General features: G+C 70.4%; 20 protein-coding genes and 2 pseudogenes. 7 read left to right on the top strand and 15 right to left on the bottom strand.

Annotated elements, in window-relative coordinates:
* The first annotated feature begins 39 nt into the window (after window positions 1-39).
* Window positions 40-846 carry an IclR family transcriptional regulator gene (locus K4B79_RS42380; RefSeq protein ID WP_232032778.1) on the top strand — a complete coding sequence of 269 codons (807 nt, stop codon included), beginning with the start codon at window positions 40-42 and terminating at the stop codon, window positions 844-846.
* Window positions 847-922: 76 nt separating this feature from the next.
* Here the strand turns inward: K4B79_RS42380 and K4B79_RS48880 are convergent.
* The 4 genes and pseudogenes from K4B79_RS48880 to K4B79_RS42360 all read right to left on the bottom strand — a co-directional run.
* A pseudogene (locus K4B79_RS48880) lies at window positions 923-1,046 on the bottom strand (glycosyltransferase family 1 protein); the annotation flags it as partial.
* Between the two features lie 173 nt (window positions 1,047-1,219).
* A complete protein-coding gene (locus K4B79_RS42370) occupies window positions 1,220-3,379 on the bottom strand; it encodes an ATP-binding SpoIIE family protein phosphatase (protein WP_232032777.1) in 2,160 nt (719 codons plus the stop codon).
* An 85-nt stretch (window positions 3,380-3,464) separates the two neighbouring features.
* Entirely contained in the window at window positions 3,465-3,626 is a 162-nt protein-coding gene (locus tag K4B79_RS42365; RefSeq protein ID WP_232032776.1) for a hypothetical protein, read from the bottom strand.
* 378 nt (window positions 3,627-4,004) lie between these two features.
* Window positions 4,005-5,501 (bottom strand): MFS transporter, encoded by a 1,497-nt coding sequence (locus K4B79_RS42360; RefSeq protein WP_232032775.1) that lies wholly within the window; start codon window positions 5,499-5,501, stop codon window positions 4,005-4,007.
* A 234-nt stretch (window positions 5,502-5,735) separates the two neighbouring features.
* Between K4B79_RS42360 and K4B79_RS42355 the strand changes: the two genes are divergently transcribed.
* Complete coding sequence (locus tag K4B79_RS42355; protein WP_232032774.1) at window positions 5,736-6,341, top strand: TetR/AcrR family transcriptional regulator; 606 nt, start codon at window positions 5,736-5,738, stop codon at window positions 6,339-6,341.
* A gap of 22 nt (window positions 6,342-6,363) precedes the next feature.
* Here the strand turns inward: K4B79_RS42355 and K4B79_RS42350 are convergent.
* The 5 genes and pseudogenes from K4B79_RS42350 to K4B79_RS42330 all read right to left on the bottom strand — a co-directional run.
* Window positions 6,364-6,474, bottom strand: a pseudogene (locus tag K4B79_RS42350) (LuxR C-terminal-related transcriptional regulator); the annotation flags it as partial.
* Window positions 6,475-6,535: 61 nt separating this feature from the next.
* On the bottom strand, window positions 6,536-7,564 hold the full coding sequence (dmpG, locus tag K4B79_RS42345) for a 4-hydroxy-2-oxovalerate aldolase (protein ID WP_232032773.1): 1,029 nt from the start codon (window positions 7,562-7,564) through the stop codon (window positions 6,536-6,538).
* Window positions 7,561-8,529: an acetaldehyde dehydrogenase (acetylating) gene (locus K4B79_RS42340; RefSeq protein ID WP_232032772.1), complete on the bottom strand. Its 969-nt coding sequence runs from the start codon at window positions 8,527-8,529 to the stop codon at window positions 7,561-7,563. Before K4B79_RS42340 ends, dmpG begins: the two co-directional genes overlap by 4 nt.
* Window positions 8,530-8,570: 41 nt before the next feature.
* A complete protein-coding gene (locus K4B79_RS42335; protein WP_232032771.1) occupies window positions 8,571-9,359 on the bottom strand; it encodes a 2-keto-4-pentenoate hydratase in 789 nt (262 codons plus the stop codon).
* The gene (locus tag K4B79_RS42330) at window positions 9,356-9,988 is read right to left on the bottom strand and encodes a TetR/AcrR family transcriptional regulator (protein ID WP_232032770.1); all 633 of its coding nucleotides are present in this window, start codon (window positions 9,986-9,988) and stop codon (window positions 9,356-9,358) included. The genes K4B79_RS42335 and K4B79_RS42330 overlap by 4 nt, the downstream gene beginning before the upstream one ends.
* A gap of 161 nt (window positions 9,989-10,149) precedes the next feature.
* Here K4B79_RS42330 and K4B79_RS42325 point away from each other — a divergent pair, with 161 nt between their 5' ends.
* Genes K4B79_RS42325 through K4B79_RS42315 form a run of 3 tightly spaced genes read left to right on the top strand, consistent with a single transcriptional unit; the run spans window position 10,150 to window position 13,597 of the window.
* The gene (locus tag K4B79_RS42325) at window positions 10,150-11,721 is read left to right on the top strand and encodes a bifunctional 3-(3-hydroxy-phenyl)propionate/3-hydroxycinnamic acid hydroxylase (RefSeq protein ID WP_232032820.1); all 1,572 of its coding nucleotides are present in this window, start codon (window positions 10,150-10,152) and stop codon (window positions 11,719-11,721) included.
* Window positions 11,722-11,729: 8 nt separating this feature from the next.
* Window positions 11,730-12,593 (top strand): alpha/beta fold hydrolase, encoded by an 864-nt coding sequence (locus K4B79_RS42320; RefSeq protein ID WP_232032769.1) that lies wholly within the window; start codon window positions 11,730-11,732, stop codon window positions 12,591-12,593.
* Window positions 12,590-13,597: a VOC family protein gene (locus K4B79_RS42315; RefSeq protein WP_232032768.1), complete on the top strand. Its 1,008-nt coding sequence runs from the start codon at window positions 12,590-12,592 to the stop codon at window positions 13,595-13,597. The genes K4B79_RS42320 and K4B79_RS42315 overlap by 4 nt, the downstream gene beginning before the upstream one ends.
* A 133-nt stretch (window positions 13,598-13,730) precedes the next feature.
* Here the strand turns inward: K4B79_RS42315 and K4B79_RS42310 are convergent, their stop codons facing one another.
* From K4B79_RS42310 to K4B79_RS42295, 4 genes are all read right to left on the bottom strand, one after another.
* A complete protein-coding gene (locus K4B79_RS42310; protein WP_232032767.1) occupies window positions 13,731-15,284 on the bottom strand; it encodes a UvrD-helicase domain-containing protein in 1,554 nt (517 codons plus the stop codon).
* Window positions 15,281-15,757 (bottom strand): hypothetical protein, encoded by a 477-nt coding sequence (locus tag K4B79_RS42305; protein ID WP_232032766.1) that lies wholly within the window; start codon window positions 15,755-15,757, stop codon window positions 15,281-15,283. Before K4B79_RS42305 ends, K4B79_RS42310 begins: the two co-directional genes overlap by 4 nt.
* A gap of 2 nt (window positions 15,758-15,759) precedes the next feature.
* Entirely contained in the window at window positions 15,760-16,623 is an 864-nt protein-coding gene (locus K4B79_RS42300; RefSeq protein WP_232032765.1) for a DUF6083 domain-containing protein, read from the bottom strand.
* Between the two features lie 170 nt (window positions 16,624-16,793).
* Entirely contained in the window at window positions 16,794-17,057 is a 264-nt protein-coding gene (locus K4B79_RS42295; protein ID WP_062032354.1) for a helix-turn-helix transcriptional regulator, read from the bottom strand.
* A 435-nt stretch (window positions 17,058-17,492) separates the two neighbouring features.
* On the opposite strand from K4B79_RS42295, the gene K4B79_RS42290 reads away from it, so the two are divergent.
* Window positions 17,493-18,296, top strand: a complete 804-nt coding sequence (locus K4B79_RS42290) for a hypothetical protein (protein WP_232032764.1) — start codon at window positions 17,493-17,495, stop codon at window positions 18,294-18,296.
* A 203-nt stretch (window positions 18,297-18,499) separates the two neighbouring features.
* Complete coding sequence (locus K4B79_RS42285) at window positions 18,500-19,150, top strand: hypothetical protein (protein WP_232032763.1); 651 nt, start codon at window positions 18,500-18,502, stop codon at window positions 19,148-19,150.
* 434 nt (window positions 19,151-19,584) lie between these two features.
* Here K4B79_RS42285 and tpg read toward each other — a convergent pair whose 3' ends face one another.
* Both tpg and tap read right to left on the bottom strand, forming a co-directional pair.
* Window positions 19,585-20,139 (bottom strand): telomere-protecting terminal protein Tpg, encoded by a 555-nt coding sequence (gene tpg / locus K4B79_RS42280; RefSeq protein WP_067258266.1) that lies wholly within the window; start codon window positions 20,137-20,139, stop codon window positions 19,585-19,587.
* 6 nt (window positions 20,140-20,145) lie between these two features.
* A complete protein-coding gene (tap, locus tag K4B79_RS42275) occupies window positions 20,146-22,251 on the bottom strand; it encodes a telomere-associated protein Tap (RefSeq protein ID WP_232032762.1) in 2,106 nt (701 codons plus the stop codon).
* Between the last annotated feature and the right edge of the window lie 147 nt (window positions 22,252-22,398).

Genomic DNA, 22,398 nt, shown 5'->3' with positions numbered 1-22,398 from the left:
CAATGTACGGGGAGCGGCCCGAAGAGTGAGACTGCAGGCATGACGAACCCCCCCAGCGTCTCTCGGGGTCGCCGGCCGGCCCATGGCGATCCGGTGATCGACCGGGCGTTCGCTCTGCTCACGGCCTTCAACGAGACCCGCCGCGCCATGACTCTCGCCGAACTGAGCCGGGTCACGGACACCCCGCCCAGTACGACACTCCGGCTCGCCCGGCGCCTGCTTCACTGGGGGGCTCTGGAACGGGACCCCGACGGCCGTTTCGTGGTCGGTCTGCGTCTGTGGGAAGTAGCCTCGCTCGCCCCGCGCGCCCACGGCCTGCGCACGGTGGCGCTCCCGTTCATGGAGGACCTGTACGAGGCGACGCACCAGCACGTCCTGTTCGCCGTCCTGGACGGCATGGAAGCTCTCCTGGTCGAACGTTTGTCGGCGCGTGAAGCCATCGATGTGCTGTACCGCGTGGGCGGCCGTCTGCCGCTGCATTCCACCGGGGTCGGTCTCGTTCTCCTCGCCCATGCCGACCCGGACTTCCAGGAGACCTACCTCGCCCAACCACTGGTCCACGAACCGGAAGGCGTGCCCCTCTCCTCGGCCGCGTTGCGCCGCGCCCTCGCCGAGGTACGCCGCAACGGGATCGCCGTCGTCAACCGACAGGAACCTCGCCCGCTGCTCGCTGCCGCAGTGCCGGTGCGAGGCGCGGCCGGAGACGTCGTCGCGGCACTCTCGGTTGTCGTACCGGCGGGCCACACAGAGTCACGGTTCATCTCTCCCGCTCTGCGGGCCACAGCCCGCGCCCTGTCGCGGGGCCTCGGTGCCCCCGTCCCCGCCGCGCCGACGCCCAGGGCCTGAACACCAGCATGCAGGACGGCTAAACCTCGGCTGGAAATCAGTTGGTGCCTCTGCTCTTCCGACACCCGTGCGGAGATGACCACGCCGGGCCCGGCCTGCGCCTGGAGTCTCTGCCGTTCGGGACCGTGACCCACGATGACCAGCCGGCCGCCGGTGACCGGGCGGACTCGTTCCCACAGCCGCAGCAGGAGATCTTCCCGAGGAAGACGCCAACTCCCAGCAGGGTGTGTCCGTGGACTGCTGACGAGAGCACAGCCTCGGTGAGAAACCCGCTCCTCATCCCGTCGCGCAAACGGGCGCCGTCAGCGCAGCAACGCCATAATGCATGCCGTGGCCAGTTGCTGGTCTCGCAGCTCGCCCCACTCGGCGCCGACTACAGGCGGAAGGCCGGCTCCGAGGGCTCGGCGTGATTCTCCTCGCCCAGCTCGGCCCAGACCGTCTTGCCCTGCCGGGCATGACGCGTTCCCCAACGTTCGGTGAGCTGGGCGACGAGCAGCAGGCCGCGTCCGCCTTCATCGAAGGCGCGGGCACGGCGCAGGTGGGGGGTGGTGCTGCCAGCGTCGGACACCTCGACCAGTAGGGAGCAGTCCCGAATGAGGCGCAGGCGGATGGGGGGCCGGCCGTAGCGGATGGCGTTGGTGACCAGTTCGCTGACCACCAGTTCGGTGACGAAATCGAGGTCCTCCAGTCCCCAGGCGGCCAGCTGCCGGGCTGCGCTCCTACGGACCTGGGCGACGGCTGCCGGGTCGGCGTCCACGTCCCAGGCTGCGACCTGGCCGTCCCCGAGGACGCGGGTGCGGGTCAGCAGCAGGGCGATGTCGTCGCGAGGCAGACCTGCTGCGGGCAGCAAGGCCTGGAGCACGCTGTCGCAGGCGGCCTCCAGGGATGCGGAGGGTTGCGCGAGAGCGTGGCAAAGGAGGGTGAGGCCCGCCTCGATATCGCGGTCGCGGGCTTCGACCAGGCCGTCGGTGTACAGAGCGAGGAGGCTACCTTCGGGAAGGTCGACCTCCGCCGCCTCGAACGGCAGGCCACCCAGGCCCAGCGGCGGGCCGTGCGGCATGGTCAGGAGATCGACGGTTCCGTCTCCGTGCACTACGGCGGGCGGCACGTGCCCCGCGCGGGCCAGGGAGCAATGGCCGTCGACAGGGTCGTAGACGGCGTACAGGCATGTGGCGCCGATGTCCCCGGTCGTTTCGGCGTCCGGGTCGGCCGAGACTTCGGCGGACAGGCGGATGACGACGTCGTCCAGGTGTGTCAGCAGTTCCTCGGGAGGCAGGTCGATGTCGGCGAGGGTGCGGACCGCGGTCCGCAGGCGCCCCATCGTGGCGGCGGCGTGGATGCCGTGGCCGACCACGTCGCCCACCACCAGGGCAACCCGAGCACCGGACAACGGGATCACGTCGTACCAGTCGCCGCCCACACCGGCCTGGGCACCGGCCGGCAGGTAGCGGCAGGCGACTTCGACGGCAGCCTGCTCCGCCGTACGCCGTGGCAGCAGACTGCGCTGGAGAGTGAGGGCCGTGGCACGGGCGTGTGTGTAGCGGCGGGCATTGTCGATGGCCACGGCCGCCCTGGCCGCGATCTCTTGGGCGAGGAACAGATCCTCATCGTCGAAGGGAACCGGGTCGTGGTGACGGCAGAACCTCGCGACGCCAAGAGTGACGCCGCGTGCGCTCAGCGGCACCACCAGCGTCGAGCATGCAGGGCGAGTGCCGAAGTCGTCGGCCGGATCCGTCGGTGTCGCCGTGTACCGGGAGGGCCGGCCGGTGGTCAGGGCGCGGGCCGTGACCGATCCGTCTGGGCAGGTGTGGCACTCCCCCACCCGAATCGTCGGCTCCTGGCCTCCTTGCAGCGTCGACGCCTGCGCGGCCCGGTTCAGTACTCGCGGACCCGGCGCCGAAGTGCCGTGCCCGTGCACCACGGAGTCGAGCAGGTCGACGGTGACCAGCTCGGCGAAGTGCTCGAGGGCGAGGTCTGCCAGTTCCTGGGTGGTGCGAGCGATGTCCAGGGTGGTCCCGATGCGCAGACCGGCCTCGTTCACCAAGGACAGACGCCGCTGCAGTCGCCGGTCTCGCTCCTCCTGGAACGCCGTGACACCCTGCTCGGACGCGTCGTCCACGTATCCGTTCGCCATCACGAGCAGGAGGCGCGATGCTTCGCTGACCAACTCCGCGTCCTTCGTCACCCGCGCGATTTCGGCAAGCATTTTGTCCAGGACTATGCCCTGACCGAGCCGGAAGGCCCGCAGCAGCGCTGTGACCGGCGTGCCGTAACGGGCCAGTTGACGTGCGCGTTCCAGCTCGGCGGCCGGCCGATCTATCTCGCGCGGGTCGATGCCGTATTCCAGGCCGGCCAGCACGCCGACGACATGCTCGGCGACGTTCTCAGACGTCATGCGGACGAGATCCGGATTACTCCACAGCTCAGGAACCTCACTCCGCAGGCACCGCAACACGTCGGCGATCACCTCGTCCGCCTTCGGCCCGAGGTCGCCGGCGACACGGGACACGAGGTGTGCGGCCGTGTACTGCACACTGTCGACGGTACGCCCCACAAGAGGCCCGTGAGCTGTCGGGCATCGACAGCTTCGCTCTCCAGGCGGCGCCCGTCCCGGTCCGTCAGCCTTCGGCGATCGCCACCCCGGTGTACGCCACCGCCGTCAGGGCCAATACGACGGCGGGCAGGCCCTGCACGAGCGGGTCGCCATGGCGCAGGTGCACCACCGCGCCAGCCACCATGAGCACAGTCAGCCCGGCGGCTGCGGGCGCAAACGCGACCATGCCCTGCTCACCTCCAGCCTGGACGAGGTCAAGGAGAAGCTCCGCGAGTCCGGAGAGCGGCTGCTGCGCAGCATCGGGCCCGCAGGCCCTCAGGCCTGACACCCCCAACATGCTCAAAGCAGGAACCGCGTGCTGGCGGGCACAGCACTCCGTCCTCGCCGGCACGACGGCCGCCGTCCCCAGCCCTCGGATCTCGGCCTGACCATCGTCCATTCCCTGGTCGCCGCCCACGACGGCCACGTCGAGGTCGACTCGGCCCCTCGCCAGGGCACCACCTTCCGGATCCTGCTCCCCCGGCTCAGCGACGAGCCCACCGCACCGGTGTCGGAAAGCGGCTCGCCGGAGGTCCGGCGAGCCGCTCCGCACGGTGAGGGGACCTCACATGTGCACCGCGGGTGCGGCATTGGCGTCCACGGCGGGCGCCCCACGCCGGTACAGCAGCACGCTGACGACCAGTCCCGCCACGAAGAACGCGGCCGACCACCAGTAGGCAGTGGAGTAGGCCTCCAGACTGGCCTGGGCGACGACAGCGGGGTCCTTGGGGTTCCTGCCGGCCAGATAGTCCGTGGCCGCGCTGGTGGAGAGGGTGTTCAGCAGGGCGGTACCGAGGGAGCCGCCCACTTGCTGCATGGTGTTGACGGCCGCCGAGGCGACACCGGCGTCCTCCGCGCCCACGCCTGCCGTGGCCAGGCTCATGGACGGGGCCATCACCAGACCGAGACCGAGGCCCGCCACGACCAGCGGGGGCAGGACGTCCGTGGCATAACCGCTACCCAGGTCCAGCGCCGTGAGCCAGGCCATGCCGGCCGCGGCCATGCCCATCCCCAGCGGCACCACCGGCTTTGGCCCGAACCGGGGGATCAGCGCGGTGGAGGCGAGAGTGGAGGCGAGCATGAGCCCGGCGACCATCGGCAGGAAGGCCAGCCCGGTCTTGACGGGGGTGTAGGCCAGGCTCTGCTGCAGGTAGTAGGTGAGGAAGAGGAAGACACCGAACATTCCGGCGCCGGTGATGAGCACGGAGATGAACGAGGCGCCCCGGTTACGGTCGAGCAGGATCCGCAGCGGCAGCAGCGGGTGGGCCGAGCGCGTCTGCCACCAGGTGAATGCGGCGAGCAGCACGGTTCCGGCGAGCAGGAAGCCCCAGGTGGCCGAGGAGTCCCAGTCGTGGCTCTCCGCGTTGGAAAAGCCGTAGACCAGGCAGAACAGACCGCCAGAGACCAGAACAGCACCAGGGATGTCGATCGTCACGCTCTTGTCGCGCCGGGCACGCTGGAGCAGCAGCGCACCGCCGACGAAGGCGACTGCCGCGAAGGCGAGGTTGACGTAGAGGGTCCAGCGCCAGTCGAGGTACTCGGTCAGCACGCCGCCGAGGAGCAGTCCGATGGCACCGCCCGCACCGGCGATGGCACCGTAGACGCCGAAGGCCTTGGCTCGTTCCTTGGCGTCGGTGAAGGTCGTGGTCAGCAGGGACAGGGCGGCCGGGGCGAGCAGCGCGCCGAACAGACCCTGCGCGGCCCGGGCGATGATGAGCATCTCGAAGCTGCTCGCGGCCCCGCCGAGCGCGGAGGCGCCGGCGAAGCCCACAAGGCCGACCAGGAAGGTCATCTTGCGGCCGAAGAGATCGGCTATCCGGCCGCCGAGCAGCAGCAGGCTGCCGAAGGCGAGCGCGTAGGCGGTGACGACCCACTGCCGGTCCCCGTCGGAGAATCCCAGGTCCTTCTGGGCGGACGGCAGAGCGATGTTCACGATCGTCGAGTCCAGCACGACCATCAGCTGGGCGACGCCGATGACGGCGAGGATCCACCAGCGGTGGCGGTGGGACGGATGACCTGACGGCAAGGCGGTAACGGCCGTGTCAGTGGGCGTCCTGGGCATGGTGGGAACTCCGAAGCGTGGGCGAGAGGAGTGCACTACGTGCACGGCGCACTGGGCCGACACACATCTTGACACCTGTCAGATTACAGATATTCTGACAGGTGTCAAGTAATAATCCGAGGCCCCTAAGATGGCCTTTCACAGTCCGGGTCACAGAAGGAATCGGAGGCAGGGGTGGGCGCAAGAGCCGAATCCACTCGACGCCCGGGACGCCCCGGCGCGGACACTCCCGCGGTGCCCCACGAGGAGAACATCCTGCTGCGCGGCTTGGAGGCCTTCGCGGAGCTCGGATACGACCGCGCCTCGGCGCGCGAGTTGGCCCGCCGCCTGGGCGTGAGCCACAACTTCATCAACGACCGGTACGGGTCCAAGGCCGCGTTCTGGCGGGCGGTGATGGACGCCGCCCTGGGGGCGCAGCTGGAGAGCATGCCACAGGTGGACACATCGGTCGACGACGCCGAGCACCTGCGGCGAGTCATCACCGGCTTCTACCGGTCCGCCGTGGACACCCCCCTGATCGGACGGGTCGTCGTCGTCGAGTTCTCCCAGGACACCGAGCGGCTGGACTACCTGTACGAGCACTACTTCACTCCGACCCTGCGGCTCATGACCCCCAGCATCGAGCGGCTCGTGGCCGCCGGCCGTATGGCACCCGTCCCGATGGACGTGCTGTTCTTCGCCGTCGTCCCGCCCGTCTCGGGCATGCTCGACACCCCGCTGGCGAGGCGCCTCGGCAGACCGGAATCCGCCTCGCCGGAGCAACTCACGGCAACGGCGGAGTCGTTGGCGACCCTAGTGGTCAACGGCCTGCTCGCGACGGGGACAGCGGCCCCCTCCTGAGGGTGACACGGCACCGCGCTCGTCAGGCGGCTGGCCGGACCAGCCCGGACTCGTAGGCGAACGTCACCGCTTGGACGCGGGCCCGGACTCCGATCTTGGCGAGGGTGTGGCTCACGTGCGACTTCACGGTGGAACGCACTGGGCTCCTGGCCGGACGATGTGCTGGTGGGCATCGACCCGGGCCGCTGCGCCGGTCACGAGGCGGTCTCCTGGGCCTTCTGGGCGGTGAGCAGGTCGAGCGCCACGTCGGTGAGCATGTCTTCCTGGCCGCCGACCATGCCGCGCCGTCCGACCTCGAGGAGCAGGGCACGCGCGTCAATGCCGTAGCGGGCAGAGGTGGTCTCGGCGTGGCGCAGGAAGCTGGAGTACACGCCGACGTAGCCGAGGGTGAGGGTTTCGCGGTCAACCTGGACAGGGCGGTCCTGCAGCGGTCGTACGAGGTCGTCCGCTGCGTCCTGCAGGGCGAACAGGTCGCAGCCGTGGGCGTGTCCGAGCTTGTCGGCGGCGGCGATGAACACCTCGAGCGGGGCGTTGCCGGCTCCGGCGCCCATGCCGGTGAGGCTGGCGTCGACGCGGTGAGCGCCGTGTTCGACGGCGGTGAGGGAGTTGGCCACGCCGAGGGAGAGGTTGTGGTGGGCGTGGATGCCGGTCTCGGTGGCCGCATCGAGGGTCTGGCGCAGGGCGTCGACGCGTTCGGCGACCCCGTGCATGGTCAGGGCGCCACCGGAGTCGACGACGTAGACGCAGGTGGCACCATAACTCTCCATGAGCTTCGCCTGACGGGCGAGGTGTGCCGGGTCGGTCATGTGGCTCATCATCAGGAAGCCGACGGTGTCCATGCCCAACTCCCGTGCGGCCGCGATGTGCTGGGCGGAGATGTCGGCCTCGGTGCAGTGCGTGGCCACGCGGACGACGGAGGCTCCTGCGCGGTGGGCGTCACGCAGGTTGTGGACGCTGCCGATGCCGGGCAGGAGGAGCGTGGCGACCTGGGCGTGGGTGACGGCGTCGGCGACGGCCTCGATCCATTCCAGGTCGGTGTGGGCGCCGAAGCCGTACACGCAGGAGGAACCGGCCAGGCCATCGCCGTGCGCGACCTCGATGGAGTCCACGCCGGCCGCGTCCAGGGCGGTGGCTATGGTGACCGCCTGGTCGACCGTGTACTGGTGGCGGATGGCGTGCATGCCGTCCCGCAGGGTGACGTCGCTGATGTAGAGGCGGCTCATCGGGCGGCTCCCGCGGGGGTCTGCGCGCACTGCGCGTGCTGGGCGATGCGCTCTGCGGCGGCGACGGCCGCGGAGGTCATGATGTCGAGGTTTCCGGCGTAGGCGGGCAGGTAGTCGGCTGCGCCGGTGACTTCGAGCATCACCGTCACCTTGGTCCCGGTGAACTTGCCCGTATGCGGGATGTGCAGGGGGTTTTCCGGGCCGTACACGTCGAACTGAACCTTCTGCTTGAGCCGGTAGCCGGGCACGTAGGCGTGCACCTTCTCGGCCATGGCCACGATGCTGGTCTCGATGGCGGCGTGGTCGCAGTCGCCCTCGATGAGGCAGTACACGGTGTTGCGCATCAGCAGCGGCGGCTCGGCCGGGTTGAGGACGATCACGGCCTTGCTGCGCTGCGCGCCGGCGACCTCGCGCAGGGCGCGGGAGGTGGTCTCGGTGAACTCGTCGATATTGGCGCGGGTGCCCGGTCCGGCCGACCGGGCGGCGATGGAGGAGACGATCTCGGCGTAGGCGACGGGGGCGACCTGCGCGACCGCGGCGGCGATCGGGACGGTGGCCTGGCCGCCGCAGGTGACCATGTTGAGGTTCGGGGCGTCGAGGTGGGTGTCGAGGTTGACCACGGGCACGCAGTACGGCCCGACAGCGGCCGGCGTGAGGTCGAGGACGCGGACGCCGGTGGGCTCCAGCCTGGCCCAGTTCGCCTGGTGGGCGGTGGCGGAGGTGGCGTCGAAGACCAGCTTGATGTCGGCGAACTCGGGCAGTGCCAGGAGTCCGTCCACGCCGTCGGCGGTGGTGGCGATGCCCAGACGGCGGGCGCGGGCAAGGCCGTCGGAGGTGGGGTCGATGCCGACCATCGCCCCCATCGTGAGCGTGCCGGAGCCACGCAGGATCTTGATCATCAAGTCGGTGCCGATGTTGCCGGAGCCGATGACGGCGACCGGCCACGGGGCGGGGGCAGCAGGCATGAAGGAGTCCTCGAGTGAATGTGGTTAGGGCGGGCAGTACCTCAGACGAAGGTCACCGACACCGGGCCGAGGCTGCTGAAGCGTGCCTCGATCTTCTGACCAGCGCTGACGAAGGGGGCGGTGGTCATTGCGCCGGGCAGCACCACCTGTCCAGGCTCCAGGACGACGCCGAAGCCGGCGAGGGTGTTGGCCAGCCAGGCGACCGCGGCCGCCGGATGGCCCAGCACTTCCTTCCCACTGCCCGAGGCGACGCGCTCGCCGTCGACGACCAGGTCCACGAGGACGGCAGCGAGATCGGGGACCTCGGCAAGGGGTGTCCAGGGGCCGCAGACCAGGCCGGCGGAGCTGGCGTTGTCGGCGACCGTGTCGACCAGGGTGATCTCCCAGTCGCGGATCCGGCTGTCGACGATCTCCAGCGCGGGCGCGACCGCGTCGGTGGCGCCCAGGACGTCCTCGACGGTGACGCCCGGTCCGCACAGGGGCTCGGCGAGGCGGAAGCAGATCTCCGGTTCGATGCGCGGCCGGCAGTAGCGCGCCGCGAGCACGCTGCCGCCGTCGCGGTGGACCATGTCGTCCAGCAGGTGACCGAAGTCCGGCTCGTCCACGCCGAGGAGCCGCTGCATTGCCGTCGCGGTCAGCCCGACCTTGTGTCCGACGACGCTCGCTCCGTCGGCCAGGCGCCGGGCGACGTTGCCCTGCTGGACGGCATAGGCGTCTGCCAGCTCCAGGCCGGGCAGCAGGGCCGACAGCGGGTCGATCGGCGCCACGTGATGCTCCGCCTCACGCAGTAGCCGACGGGCTGTCTCACGCTGTGGTGCGGTCAGGGTCATCTCTTGCTCCTCGATGCCATGCGGCCGGCCGCGTCACAGACCAGCTGTGCATGCAGCTCGAACATCGCCACCAGGTCGACGGCGTCGCCGTGGATCTCCCGGTGCACGAACAGACCGTCGGCGCCGGCGACGGCGTAGGTGGTGAGCGTGCGCACGGCGTCCTCGTCGAGATCCGGGAACACAGTCCCGGCCACCTCGGTGATCTTCTGGGTGGCGATGTCACGGACCTGGAGGAACACCGTCCGGCCCCGGGGCTCGGTGGGCCGCCGCTCCAGAGCGAGCATCAGGCCGAGGCGCAGGAAGTCCGGAGCGTCGACCAGTGACTTGGCCACGTTCGTCGCCATGGCGGTCACCCGCTCCAGCGGTGTGCCCGTCTCTTCGCCGGGCAGCTCGACGGCTGCCAGCCAGGTCTCGAAGCTGCGCTCGATGACGGCGGCGATCAGGTCGTCCTTGTCCTTGAAGTGCCAGTAGATCGAGCTCGCAGGCAGCCCGCACTTGGCGCTGACCGCCGCGATGGACGTGCCCTCGTAACCGCGCTCGCCCGCGATCTCCACCGTGGCGTCGAGGATGCGCTGCCGTGACTCCACCCCGTTCGCCCGCTTCTTGCGCGTCATCTGCGGCCTGCTCATCGGATGTGCTCTTCCTGTCGTGCTGGCACTTGACCCCGTTCTCCACCCACCTTACCGTAGCGTTCGTTCCAACTGGAGTAAACACTACAGCAATGTGATCGCAACACACCGCGACAGGGACGACAGCGAGGTGCCCGGTGAGCGAGTTCAGAGCCGCAGACATGACCTACGACGTGGCGGTGATCGGCTACGGCCCCACCGGCGTCACCGCCGCGAACCTGCTGGGGGCGATGGGCCTACGGGTCGTCGTCGTCGAACGCGACGCCGAGATATACACCCGCGCCCGCGCGATCTCCACCGACGAGGAGGTCCTACGGATCTGGCAGCGCACCGGTCTGGCCGACCGACTGAAGCAGGACATGCTGGCCGAGCGGCCCCTGGACTTCGTCGACGCGCGCGGCCGGCCATTCCTCAGCGCGCACCCCACCCCGCGCGGACACGGACACCCGCCGCAGATGTTCATCTACCAACCGGCGCTGGAGCAGGTCCTGCGCGACGGGGTAGCCCGCTACCCGAACGTGGAGGTGCTGCTGCGACACGAGTGTCTGCGGCTGCGCCAGTCCGCAGACGAGGCGGGCGTGGAGCTGACGGTGGTCGGCACCTCCGACGACTCCGTGCACCGCCTTCGCGCCTCGTACGTGATCGCGGCCGACGGCGGCTCCAGCCTCACCCGGGCGCAGCTCAACATCGGCTACGAGGGCCGCACTTACGAGGACCGCTGGGTCGTCATCGACACCGAGATGCTCAAGCCGTGGCCGGACCACGACCGGCTGCGCTTCCGCTGCGACCCCTCGCGGCCTGCCGTGGACTGCCCGACCCCGCTCGGGCACCACCGCTGGGAATTCCCCATCCTCCCCGGCGACGACGAGCAGTACCTGACCACAGATGACGCGATCTACGCGATGGTGTCGCGGTACGGCATCAGCCGGGACCAGATCAAGATCCTGCGGGCCACCGTCTACAACCACCACGTGCGCTTCGCCGCCCGCTTCCGTATGGGCAGGGTCTTCCTCGCCGGCGACGCCGCCCACGCGATGCCGCCGTGGATCGGCCAGGGCATGGCTGCCGGCGTACGCGACGCGGCCAACCTGTGCTGGAAGCTGGCCGCCGTGCTGCGCGGCGAGCTGCCCGAGACTGCGCTGGACAGTTACGAGGCCGAACGCAAGCCGCACGTCAAGGAGATCACCAAACGGGCGGTGTTCGTCGGGCGGATCATCACCGAACGGCGCCTCCCGATAACCCGCATCCGGAACACCGCATTGCGCGGCCTCAACCGCATACCGGGCTTCAGCAACTGGCTCCAGGACTCCCACTGGATACCCATCGCCCACTACGCCGCCGGCCTCCAGGTCCGCCCCCGTACCAAGGCGTCCGGCCACCAGATCCCGCAGCCCTGGGTGACCGGCCCCGATGGTGAACGCGTACGGCTGGACGACGTGCTCGGCGGCCGCTGGCTGCTCCTGCACCGCGGGCACCCTGTGCCCCAACCCGCGTGGGACCGCCTCGGTGTTCCCACGCTCACCGTCACGCCCGTCGGCTCCGAGCCGGCCGAGGGCACGGTCGTCGACCGGGAAGGCGTCCTGCTGCCCTGGATGGCCGAGCACCGCGTGGCCACCCTCGCACTGCGCCCGGACGCCTACGTCTACGCCGCCGCGCTCACCGGCGCCCCACTCCCGCCGCCTCCCGCCGGTTTCGCTCCGGCGTCGCGCGCGACCGCCTCGATCGCTCTGTAAGGACTGTTATGACTACGCACACCGAACTGCCGTCGATGCGGGAGTCCCTGCTCGACGTCGCCGGTAAGAAGATCTTCGTCGCGGAGACCGGGGGCGGCCCGCCCGTACTGCTGCTGCACGGCGGCGGACCCGGCGCCTCCGGAGTCTCCAACTACCAGCGCAATATTGCCGAGTTGGCCAAGGAGTACCGGGTCATCGTCCCCGACCTGCCCGGCTACGGCCGCAGCACCAAGGGCATCGACCTCACCGACCCCTTCGGAAGCCTCGCCGACGCCATCCGCGGCCTGCTCGACGCACTCGGCCTGGACAAGGCCCACATGGTCGGCAACTCCTACGGTGGTGCCTGCGCCCTGCGCCTCGCCCTGGACACCCCCGACCGCGTCGACCGCATGGTCCTGATGGGCCCCGGTGGCATCGGCACCACCCGCGCACTGCCCACCCCGGGCCTCAACAGCCTGCTCAACTACTACTCCGGGGACGGCCCTTCCCGGCCGAAGCTGGAGAAGTTCATCCGCAACTACCTTGTCTTCAACGCCGCCGACGTGCCGGACAGTGTCATCGACGCGCGCTATCGCGACAGCGTCGACCCAGAGGTCGTCGCGGCTCCGCCGCTGAGGCGCCCCAAGTCGCTGCGCGCCTTGTGGAAGATGGACTTCACCCGCGACGCCCGGCTGTCCCGGCTGCCCGTACCGACTCTGGTGCTGTGGGGCGCCGCCGACCAGGTGAACCGGTCCAGCGGCGGCCGGATGCTGGCCGAGCGGATGCCCAACTGCGATCTGTACGAGGTCGCCAACACCGGTCACTGGGTCCAGTTCGAACGCGCCGTACTCTTCAACCGGCTGTGCGCCGACTTCCTGGCAGGCCGCCGATGAATCCCACGGCCTCGGTCTTCGGTGCCGTCCACCTCGGCTACCTCGTCATCGAAACCAACCGATTCGCCGACTGGCGCCGCTTCGGCACCGACGCCATCGGCATGCACCGCGACGACCTCGACGCCGGCCTGATGCGGTTCCGCCTCGACGACCAGGAATGCCGCTTCCTGCTCCGGCGCGGCCCGGCCGAGGACGTCGTCGTCACCGGCTGGCACCTCGACGACCACTCGACCTTCGAGCAGATCGAGGCCCGCATCCGCGCCCACGGCGTACCCCTCGTCGAAGGCACTGCGGAGGAGGCTGCTCTGCGGGGCGTCGAGCGCCTGCTGCGGTTCCCCGGCCCCAAGGGCATCACCCAGGAGATCTACACCACCGCGGTGAAGTCCGCCGAGCCGCTACGGATGCTCGCCTCCGGGTTCATCACCGGCGACTCGGGCATGGGCCACATCGCGATCACGTCCACCAAGCCGGCTCAGCTGCGGGGCTACTTCAACACCGTCTTCGACGCCCGGCTGACCGACTCCATCGACGAGACCATCAGCGGCGTCAAACTCAAGATCCGCTTCCTGCGGGTCAACGAACGCCACCACTCCATCGCCATCGCCGCCGTCCGCGGCCTGCCGATCGACCCGGTCCGCACCCGCGTCCAGCACCTCAACATCCAGGCCGCCACCCTCGACGACATGGCCCGCAGCTACCAGCGGGTGCACGAACTCGGCTTCGACATGGCCCTGTCCGTCGGCCAGCACACCAACGACAAGGAACTCTCCTACTACGCCCGCACCCCCTCGGGCTTCGAGTGGGAGGTCGGCTGGAACCCCATCGTCATCGACGAGACCACCTGGCAGCCCACCACCCACCAGGGCATCAGCATCTGGGGCCACACGCCCGTCGGCCAGACCATCATCGACAAGCTCGACCAGTTCCGCCTCGGGGCCCGCTCCCTCGCCCACCCCGAGACGACCGTCCCCGCCCTCAGCGGCGCCGGCATCGCAGAAGACTGATCGCCCGACCGGCCCCCCGTTATGCTTTCCGCGGTCCTGCAACGGGACCGCCGGCCTCCGGGCCCGGCATGGCTGGTCCCCCCTGTCGAACGGATGACCTGGGGTGGTGCCACCGGGTGCCCGAGAGGCACCGTTAGAGACGCTCATGAGAGGTCCGACTACCGCCCGGCCGAGCGCAATGCCCGGCCCCTTGCGGGCGGCAAGTCTGTGGCGTTCCTGAAGAGTCGTGATGTCCGTCCGGATGGTCATGGATCCAGGACAGGCCGCCGAGGTCCAGGCGCTGGCGGGTGCGGGTGACGGCGACGTAGGCCAGGCGGGCTTCGGCGTCATCGACGGGGTCGGGCGGTGCCGGGATGCCCGTGTGATCGTCGGTGGGGTCGTCCTGGGGGCGGGCGAAGTCGTCGGCGATCAGCACACACGGCCATTCGCGCCCTTTAGCTTTGTGGGCGGTGGAAACGGTGACCTGGGCGTGCGGTTCGGGGGCGAGGTGGGCGACGGCGGTGAGGATGGCGTCGGTGCCGTGGGTGTCGACGAGGTTGCCCAGGGGCTGCAGGTCGCGTCCGGCTGGGTCGTGCGCGGCGTAGTCCTGCAGGTCGCCCCAGCAGGGAAAGAGGATCAATTCGGGGTGGTGAGTGCGGCGGCCTTCTTTCAGGTCGCGGGCGGCGAAGGCCAGGGCTTGCAGGCTGTCGCCTCCCCCAGCGAGGGCAACCCGGTATCCGGCGGCCATGAGAGTCATGACCTGGGCCATGGCACCGACGTTGGTGCGGCACAGCACGGCGTCGGGCTGGGTTACGGGGCCGAGTTCGGTGGGAATGGTGGGGGCGCCGGTGAGCCGGATCGGGGCGTCGGCCAGGTGCAGCCAGCGGTTGGCCTCGTGGGCGAGGTCGGGGCCGAAGCGGAAGGACTGGGACAGGGCCAGTTGGGTGCCGTCGAAGCTGGTCATGATGTCTTTGGCTCCGCGCCACTGGTAGATGGCCTGGGCGGAGTCGCCGACCATGACGAGCTGGGCGTGTTCGCGCTGGGCGAGGAAGATCTGTTCGACGACGGGGTTGGTGTCCTGGGCCTCGTCGAGTAGCAGGAAGCCGGCGTCGATGCGGGGCTGGGTGAGGGCCCAGATCTTTAGGTAGTGGTCGTGGTCGAAGCGGACGGCGCCGTCGTCGGGGTGCTGCAGGTCGGCCCATGCTTTGCGGGCGAACGGCACGATGTGGGCGGCGAGTTGTGCGTGGAGGTCGGGTTCTTCCAGGCCGCGCAGATGGGGCACGTGGTGGGGGGTGATGGCTTCGTCGGGGGTGTGGCAGAAGCGGGTGACGGTGCGCAGGGTGGCGTTGGAGAGGGCTTTTTGGGTGATCTCGCGGTCGCCGATGCGGAGGGCTTTGGTGATGCCGAGGGCTTGGCCGGTCTGCCAGGCCGGGCGGCGGGGGGCGTTCAGGCGGCGGGTGTAGCGGTGGCCGACGGCTGCGTAGGCCAGGGCGTGGGCGGTCTTGCACTGCACGGTGGTCGGGAAGCGGGCGCGCGCGTCCTGGGCGATGGCCCGGTTGTAGGCGATGTAGCAGCCGCGGTGGTCGGTTGTGCGGGCCAGGAAGGTGAGGGTGGTGGTCTTCCCGGTGCCGGCACCGGCCTGCAGGGCGATGTGGTCGCCGGCGCGGAAGGCGTCGGCGGCTGCCGTCTGTTCGTCGGTCGGGTTCATGGGGTGGGCCTCTCGGGGAGCCGGGTGAGTACGTGCCCCACTGAAGCCAGCAGGTAGGCGGGGGTGCTGTGGGCCAGCAGCTCGCGTACCGCCCGGTCGAGGCGGTCGGTCTCCTGGTCGGCGTGCTCCGCCAGGGCCCGGTGCAGGGCCAGTTCCACGAAGCGCTCCGGGGTCTGCTGGGTGCGGCGGGCAGCGGCCTCGAGGACAGCGTGCGTGGCGGGTGGGAATGCGACATTGAGCAGCACTTTGTGGTCTGCGTCCGGGTAATGCGTGGTGATCACGTCGATCGGCAGGCGGGCGCCGAGCCGGTGGCGCAGTCGGCGGGCCGCCCGGTGGGGGGTCTTGGCAGGTACGAGGGCCATCAGACGGGTGGCGTCGTGGTTGGCGGCGAGCGGCAGCACGCGGGCGGCGCGGAGCAGGGCCGCCAGGGACAGGGGCCGGGTGAGCACGATTTCCAGGGCGTGATGCGGCATCGTCACCTCCTGCCGTGCCGGCGGGCCGGGGGGTGGGGCAGGCAGGTGTGGATGTGCGCCGCGTGCAGGAGGGGGTCGAAGGGCTGCCATCCGGTCAGGGCGAGGTCGGCGACGCCGCGGGTGGCGGCATGTGCGGGGCAGTGTTGGGTGCGCCAGCGCAGTTGCTCGCCGCAGGGGAGGTGGCCTAGGTCGTAGACGGCCATCAGAGGGTTGGGCAGGGCGAGTTGGCCTCGCTGGGGGTCGGTGGGCAGCAGTCTCCAGGTCCCGGCAGGGCCGGTGGGGGCAAGGACCGGATTCGTGCAGCGGTGGCGGTGGCGGGTCTGAGCCACGCAGCGCAGGCGCTCGACGGGACACTCGGCAAGGTAACGGCACAGCAGCATCTGCACGATGGGGTGGTCCGGTGCGTCGGTGTCGGCACCGGGTGCGCTGCCGCTGGTGCGCAGGGCGGGGGTGAAGGCGCCGGTGTCGATCAGACGGCGGGTGCGGACGGCGAGTTGGCGGCGGACCGTCTCGAGGCAGGGGTGGGGCCGGCAGGTGGGCGTGCGGCGCGGGCAGAGCACGGCGTGCGGGATGCGGCACCAGGCGCTGCCGTCGCCGTGCGGGTGGGCGATGCCGCCGCTCAGGTGCCAGCGGCACGATTCGGGGACCTGGGCGGCGGTCAGTTCGGCGGGGTGCAGGGCGATGGGCCGCTGGTCGGTGCGCGGGTAGAGGTCGATGCGGTTGCCGCAGCGGCGGCAACGGCTGTGCTGGCCGGCGCGCAGCAGGCGGCTGGGGCTGGTGGCGGTCACCCGCAGGGGGCGGGAGTGTCGGGTGACGCTGGGGCTGCCGTCCCAGTGGCGGCCGGCAGGGGTGGGCGTGAGGCACATGGCAGGGACCGTGCCAGGGGACGCGCAGGCGTGAGCAACGTGTCGGGAAGTATGTCCCCCGGCCAGCCCAACGAGCTCGCACGCATGAACGCTGTCGCGAATGGTTGTTCTACGCCTGATTGCCCGATCGGGTGATTCGTGACTGGTGCACGCCGGGACGGAGCGAGGATTCAGGAACCGGCCGTGCCGGGCGGAGTGTGGTCGTCGCACAGGGCGCCCAGGAAGTGCTCGATGGGCACGTCGAAGGTGTGGGCGAGGGTGTGCCACGTGGTGACACTGCCGGTGGTGTGGCCGTGTTCGAGGTCGATGAGGGTGCGCCGGGCCAGACCGCTGCGGTCGGCGAGTTGGTCGAAGGTCCAGCCGCGTTCGGCCCGCAGGCGCGCGAGCACGACGCGCAGTGCGGTGAGGTCGGGGTCGGGCGGCAAGATCGTCACCTGACCATCCGACGGTGCAGACCCCTGCCCCGTCAGTGCGGGTTTCTGCACTTTCGCCAGGGTGAGAGAAGGGCGAAATCCGAGGTGCGGGAATCTGCACTACGGTGCGTGCGTCTCGGGGGCCTGCCACGGTGAGCCCCGCCATGACGCGGACAGACGGGAGGACGACAGCCCATGAGGCTCGGTGGCGCGCATGCCGCAGTGCGGCGCATCTGGACAGTGGAACTGCGTCCGCAAGCGGGCGGCCCCCTGCTTGTCTGCCCCTCCTGCACCGCCCACACCTCTCCCCTTCAGGCGTCCTCCGCACGATCCGTCGCCCTGGCACATCTGGCCTGCCACGCCCGTGCCGACGTGTTGCCGGCATATCTGCGCAGCTGTCAGTGCCGGGCGCAGGGCTGCGCGTGGCATCCGCGCCGCCGCGGGTGCGCCGGGCCGGTGCTGCTCGCCCTCACCGGCGACCGTGGCGGCCGCACCTGGCGGCTGGCCGACACCTGCGCGGCCTGTGCGGCGGCGACCAGCCATACCGCCGTGGTGCCGGACACCCTGCTCAGCTCCCCCCGGCCGCAGCCAGCGGCTCCTCCACGGTCTGCTGCGCGCACCGGACTGGGTACGGAGTTCGACGAGCGGGTGCGCGTGCGGGAGATGCTCACCTACCTCGGCGCCGCGCTGCCCCGTTTCACCTCACCCGCCGCCCGGCTGCTGGGTCTGCAGTGCGCCCTGCGCGCCGACACCCTCGGGCACGTGCGGCTGCCGGCGGGCCTGCTGCGCGGCATGCGCCTGCGCGGGCACTGGGAGTTGTGGCAGGAACTGGCCCACGCCGGCTGGCTGGAGCCGCCGGATGTGAGGTCGCCGCTCATGCAGGTGCGGCTGCTCGATGCCGCGGTCCTGGACCAGGCACCGGGTCGCTGCGCCCGCCGCCGTGCAGCCCACTGGGCGCTGTGCCCTGCCCCGTTGGCCCTGCCGGCCGCGCCGCCTGCCCTGCGGCTGACCGCCCTGGTACTGGCCGCACACATGTGCGCCGGTGCCGCACACAGCGCCGACATGGACGTTCTCGCCCGCCTGTGCGGGCACTCACCGCAGCAGACCGGAGAGCTTCTCGACCGGCTGGTGACCACCCGCACGCTGGGGGCCTGGCAGCACAACCGGGAGACCGACGAGGTGTCCTGGCAACTACCCCAACCCCGTACACGAGCCCGCCCAGCAGTACCGTCCCGCAGATGCCAGGCGCCACTGCCTTGAGGCCGGCCTCGGGCCGAGAAAGGTCGCCTGAGAGGGAACAACCGGCTCCGCCGGTCCGTACCATCACTACGTCAAGGCACGTTGTTGCAGCGGTGGCATCCGTTCTGCGGCACCGTCGGCACTGGCCGCCAGGAACGCTGCCCGGTCAGGAACGGCCCACAGACGCCACCCTCACGGCCGCACACGAGGAAAGGTCAAGCACCATGTCCGAGAGCACGACCAGCACCACCGAACTGACATCGCAGTACATCGCCCGGGTGACCGACGACCTCGAACACAATCTCAAGGAACAGGAACGCGTCGGTGCGGAAATCACGGCCCTGCAAGAGCAGTTGACCGCCCTGCAGCAGGACCACACCGTGCTGGTGAACATGCAGCAGGCGCTCGGCATCAGCAAAGCACCAGCCGAGTCGGCAGTCACGCCCGAGAGCACCGCAGTGCCCTCCCCCCGGCAGAACCCCAGCGCCGAACCGAGCGGCAGGCGGAGGGCGAGGAAGGCCACCGCCGCGCAGGCAAGCCCGGCGGCCAGGAAGCCAGCCGCCAAGAAGCCCGCGGCCAAGACCGCACCTGCTGCCAAGACAACCCAGCCCACCCTGGTAGAACTCATCCGCCGCCACCTCACCGAGCAGAGCGAACCGCGCTCCGCCGCGGAAATCTCCGCCACGCTCGACCAGGCCCATCCCGAACGCGGCATCAAGACCAAGGTCGTACGCGTCACCCTCGAAGGACTCGTGGCCAAGAGCCAGGCTCAGCGCACCAAGCAGGGCTCCTCCGTCTTCTACACCGCGCCCGACGCGCCGGAGCCGACAGTTGCGCCCCAGGCCGAGGAGAAGCCCGAAGGCACCGACAGCTGAAGCTGTGCCAGGCCCTCCAGCGTGACGCACACTTTTCAAGGCTCTCTGCCACTCGGCTCGTCGAGAACGGCTCAGAACATCCCTGCTCACCTGCGAGAACCCGTGCGCAGGCGCCCAACTGAGCCAGCGAGGCGATCAGGGGGAGGCAATGTTCCAGCAGCTCACGGACTTCCGCACAGACGCCGGCCGCCTACGGCCGAGCCTGACCTTCGGCAGTGAGCAGGAGCAGAGGCTCACCCGGTGGAAGCGCCCCCGGAAAAACCGCCTGCAGGGTCGCGGCGACGCCAGGGCCCACGCGCTCCGCGTGGTGCTCGCCCGATACGGGGAGGAACTCCCCTGAGCCGGCCAGCGGGGACGTACCCGGCCGTCTGCCACGCCCAGTTGTCGACCACTCAGGCGCAGATGCCGGGGCGGGCGGAAGGAACACCGCCCTGTCAGTAGTCGACGTCGAGGTAGTCGATGTCGGTGAAGTCGACCAGCAGGCCGTGCGCGCGCCGTCCGCGGTCCTTGAAGTAGATCTCCTGGAGGCCTTCGGCCACGATGTCCTGGAGCTGTTGCTCGGCGGCTCCGGCGGCATGTGCGTCGAAGAGCCGTGCGGCGTAGGCCGGGGGCAGGCCTTGGGTGATGGGCCGCAGCCGCGGGTCGTCGGTGGTGCCTGGGGCTGCGGTGAATCCGAAGCGTGCCCGGGTGTCGATGACGATGCCGCCGGTCGTGGCGGCCTGTTTTTTTGCCCTCTCGCGCACGCGGGGCTGCCACCGCTTGCGGACCTCGTCGGCGAGCCGGTCCGCGAGGTCGCGGCGGGGCTGCTTGAGCTGTCCGGTGAGGTAGCGCTCGACGGTGCGCTGGGTGACGCCGAGCAGGTCTGCTGCGGCCTTGGTGCCCTTGGTCTGCTTGACCAGGTATTGCATCTGCTTCTGGGCCGACTTCGGCAGGGGGCGGGTGAAGTGTGCGGCGTCGGCCTTGTCGAGGCTGTCGGTGAGGATGCCCATCGGTGCCTACTCCCCCTCGTCCTGGCCGGAGACGGTGCCGGTCTTGATGTGCCGGGCGATGTTCACGTCCGGGCCGTGCTCCTCGAGCAGGCCCTCGGCCCACAGCACGCTCTGGGTGCCCTCGTGTTTGACCATCCCGGGTGAGACGCCGAGCCGGAAGCCTCCGGGCAGCGGCTTGCCGTCCCGGTAGGGCAGGAAGTCGAGCGGGCTGGGGCCGTCGGAGGCGTAGACGGCGCAGTCGGAGAGGATCGCGACCGGATACAGGCCGGCGTGGTGGGCGAGCTTGAGCATCTTGCGGTGCATGTTGGTGCGGGCGCTGGCGATGACGGCGGCGCGGATGTCGGGGCGCCAGGTCGGGCGGGCGAGGGCGGGCCACGCCTCGCCCGGCCGCCAGCCGCCGCTGCGGGCCCGCTCGCGCAGTTTGCCGATACCGCCCTTGACGGTGGCCTTGATGGCGCTGAGCACTGCGGCAAGGACGGGATCGGTGTGCTGGTGGGTGGCCATCGCGGCGAGGAACTGTTCCTCGGGCATGCCCGGGGTGATGCCGAGATCGGCCATGGTGGCGATGTAGGCGTCGCGCAGCCGGGTGTACCAGGCGTCCAGGTAGGGGCCGTGCTCGTAGCGCAGGTAGGCCTCGATAGGGGTGACCGGGTAGCCGAGTTCGACGGCGTAGGCGACGGTGGGGGTCGCGTACCAGGCCGGGCCCTGGGGCGGCTCGCCGTGCGGGGTGAATGGGCTGGGCAGTCGCTCGTCGAGACGGATGTGGGAGAGGTCGACCAGCCAGGAGCCGGGCAGTTTCGCGTCGAAGACCGGGCGGTGGACGTGGACGGGGGCGGACAGGCCGACGGTCAGCCTGTTGGCGGCCGCGGCGAAGGCCATGTTGACGTCGATGCCGACGACGTTGGGCTTCATGCATTCCTCGTCGGTCAGCGGCCTCGCCCACTGGTAGGCCTCTTCGTCCAGCACCTGGTCGGGGGTGCGCTGGTGGAAGCGGGGATACAGGGCGGCGACGGCCGGATGCCCGTCGGGGGCCTCGGGCGGGGCGCACTCCACCGGTTCACTCAGTGAGCCGGGCATCGGGCCGGACACCCACTTGCCGGTGGCGGGGTCCTTCACCGCGCGGGTGGGCGGGCGCAGTGCGGTCATCAGTTCCAGTCCGGTGACGGCGGTGGAGCCGCACGGGGTGAGCACGCGGCTGGCGTAGGTACCCAGCAGGCGGGCGAGTTCGGCCGGCGGCAGCTGGTCGGCCGTGCCCCACGATCGGGTGTCGAGGGCACCCCAGGGGACGACGGCGAACTGCACGCACTGGCGGCGCGCGCCGTCGGCCGTGCGGTAGACCCTCGCCCATGGGCCGAAGCCTCGCTTCGTCAACTTCCACTGTGCTTTGGTGAGTTGCTTGAGTACCGGGTGGTTGTCGGGCAGGCGCAGGCCGCGCCGGTCCTCCAACTCGGCTGGCAGGCCCAGGCGTTGGACGGCGGAGGCGGTCAGCACGATCAGCGGGTCGGCGTCCTTGCCCGAGCGGTGCAGGCGCGCGGCACCCAGCTTCGCCTCGCCCAGTGCCCAGTCGACGAGCGCCGGAAGGTCGGTCAGCGGGTAGTCGAGCACCAGGCCGTCCGCGCAGTAGGCCGCGCCGTCGCCGTCCACGACGGCGAGTGGTCCGTGAGCAAAGCGGGCGTCAGCTGCGGGCGCGGCCACCGTCTTCTGGGGCGCCAGCCGACGTGCCGTCACGGGTAGCCGCATCGGGGTCGCGGGACCTGTTGTGGGCGCGACGGGCGGTGCGGGCGCCTGCAGCTGCGTGATGACGGACGGGCCCGCAGGAGGTCCTGGCATCGAGCCGGACGGCGCCGCAGGGTCGGGGAAGCGGTCAGCGAGGCCGTCAAGGAGACGGATGTAGGCGGCCCGCGCGGGAGGGCGTGGCTCGGTACGGCCCGCCTCCCAGCCGGTCACCGTCTCGCGTCGCACATCCAGCGCCTTCGCGACCTGGTCCTGGCTCAGGCCTGCGGCCTCGCGCAGCCGTTTGCGTTCGGCGGGGGCCGGCAGGGCATCGGGGGCCGCCGCCTGTTCCAGCAGGGCATCGACCGATGCGAAGAGCCCGTTCTGCTCGTCGGACACGAGAGCCACCTCCAGCACCCCACCCTACATGGAACGCACATTGGATCGCACATAGAACGCACGCCAGGCACATTGAACTTGAGGTGGATGTCGGCAGCACGGCAGCCATCGCCGACCGCGGCCTGGGGGGCGGCCTACCAGCGAGCC

The sequence above is a fragment of the Streptomyces lincolnensis genome, from assembly GCF_021173675.1.
Taxonomy (GTDB): domain Bacteria; phylum Actinomycetota; class Actinomycetes; order Streptomycetales; family Streptomycetaceae; genus Streptomyces; species Streptomyces lincolnensis_B.
This window is presented reverse-complemented; position numbering and strand designations above follow the sequence as displayed.

Coding starts and splice junctions, on each gene's coding strand:
- K4B79_RS42380 (WP_232032778.1), top strand. CDS start 40: ATGACGAACCCCCCCAGCGTCTCTCGGGGTCGCCGGCCGGCCCATGGC.
- K4B79_RS42365 (WP_232032776.1), bottom strand. CDS start 3,626: ATGGTCGCGTTTGCGCCCGCAGCCGCCGGGCTGACTGTGCTCATGGTG.
- K4B79_RS42360 (WP_232032775.1), bottom strand. CDS start 5,501: ATGCCCAGGACGCCCACTGACACGGCCGTTACCGCCTTGCCGTCAGGT.
- dmpG (WP_232032773.1), bottom strand. CDS start 7,564: ATGAGCCGCCTCTACATCAGCGACGTCACCCTGCGGGACGGCATGCAC.
- K4B79_RS42340 (WP_232032772.1), bottom strand. CDS start 8,529: ATGCCTGCTGCCCCCGCCCCGTGGCCGGTCGCCGTCATCGGCTCCGGC.
- K4B79_RS42335 (WP_232032771.1), bottom strand. CDS start 9,359: ATGACCCTGACCGCACCACAGCGTGAGACAGCCCGTCGGCTACTGCGT.
- K4B79_RS42330 (WP_232032770.1), bottom strand. CDS start 9,988: ATGAGCAGGCCGCAGATGACGCGCAAGAAGCGGGCGAACGGGGTGGAG.
- K4B79_RS42325 (WP_232032820.1), top strand. CDS start 10,150: ATGACCTACGACGTGGCGGTGATCGGCTACGGCCCCACCGGCGTCACC.
- K4B79_RS42320 (WP_232032769.1), top strand. CDS start 11,730: ATGACTACGCACACCGAACTGCCGTCGATGCGGGAGTCCCTGCTCGAC.
- K4B79_RS42315 (WP_232032768.1), top strand. CDS start 12,590: ATGAATCCCACGGCCTCGGTCTTCGGTGCCGTCCACCTCGGCTACCTC.
- K4B79_RS42310 (WP_232032767.1), bottom strand. CDS start 15,284: ATGAACCCGACCGACGAACAGACGGCAGCCGCCGACGCCTTCCGCGCC.
- K4B79_RS42305 (WP_232032766.1), bottom strand. CDS start 15,757: ATGCCGCATCACGCCCTGGAAATCGTGCTCACCCGGCCCCTGTCCCTG.
- K4B79_RS42300 (WP_232032765.1), bottom strand. CDS start 16,623: ATGTGCCTCACGCCCACCCCTGCCGGCCGCCACTGGGACGGCAGCCCC.
- K4B79_RS42285 (WP_232032763.1), top strand. CDS start 18,500: ATGTCCGAGAGCACGACCAGCACCACCGAACTGACATCGCAGTACATC.
- tpg (WP_067258266.1), bottom strand. CDS start 20,139: ATGGGCATCCTCACCGACAGCCTCGACAAGGCCGACGCCGCACACTTC.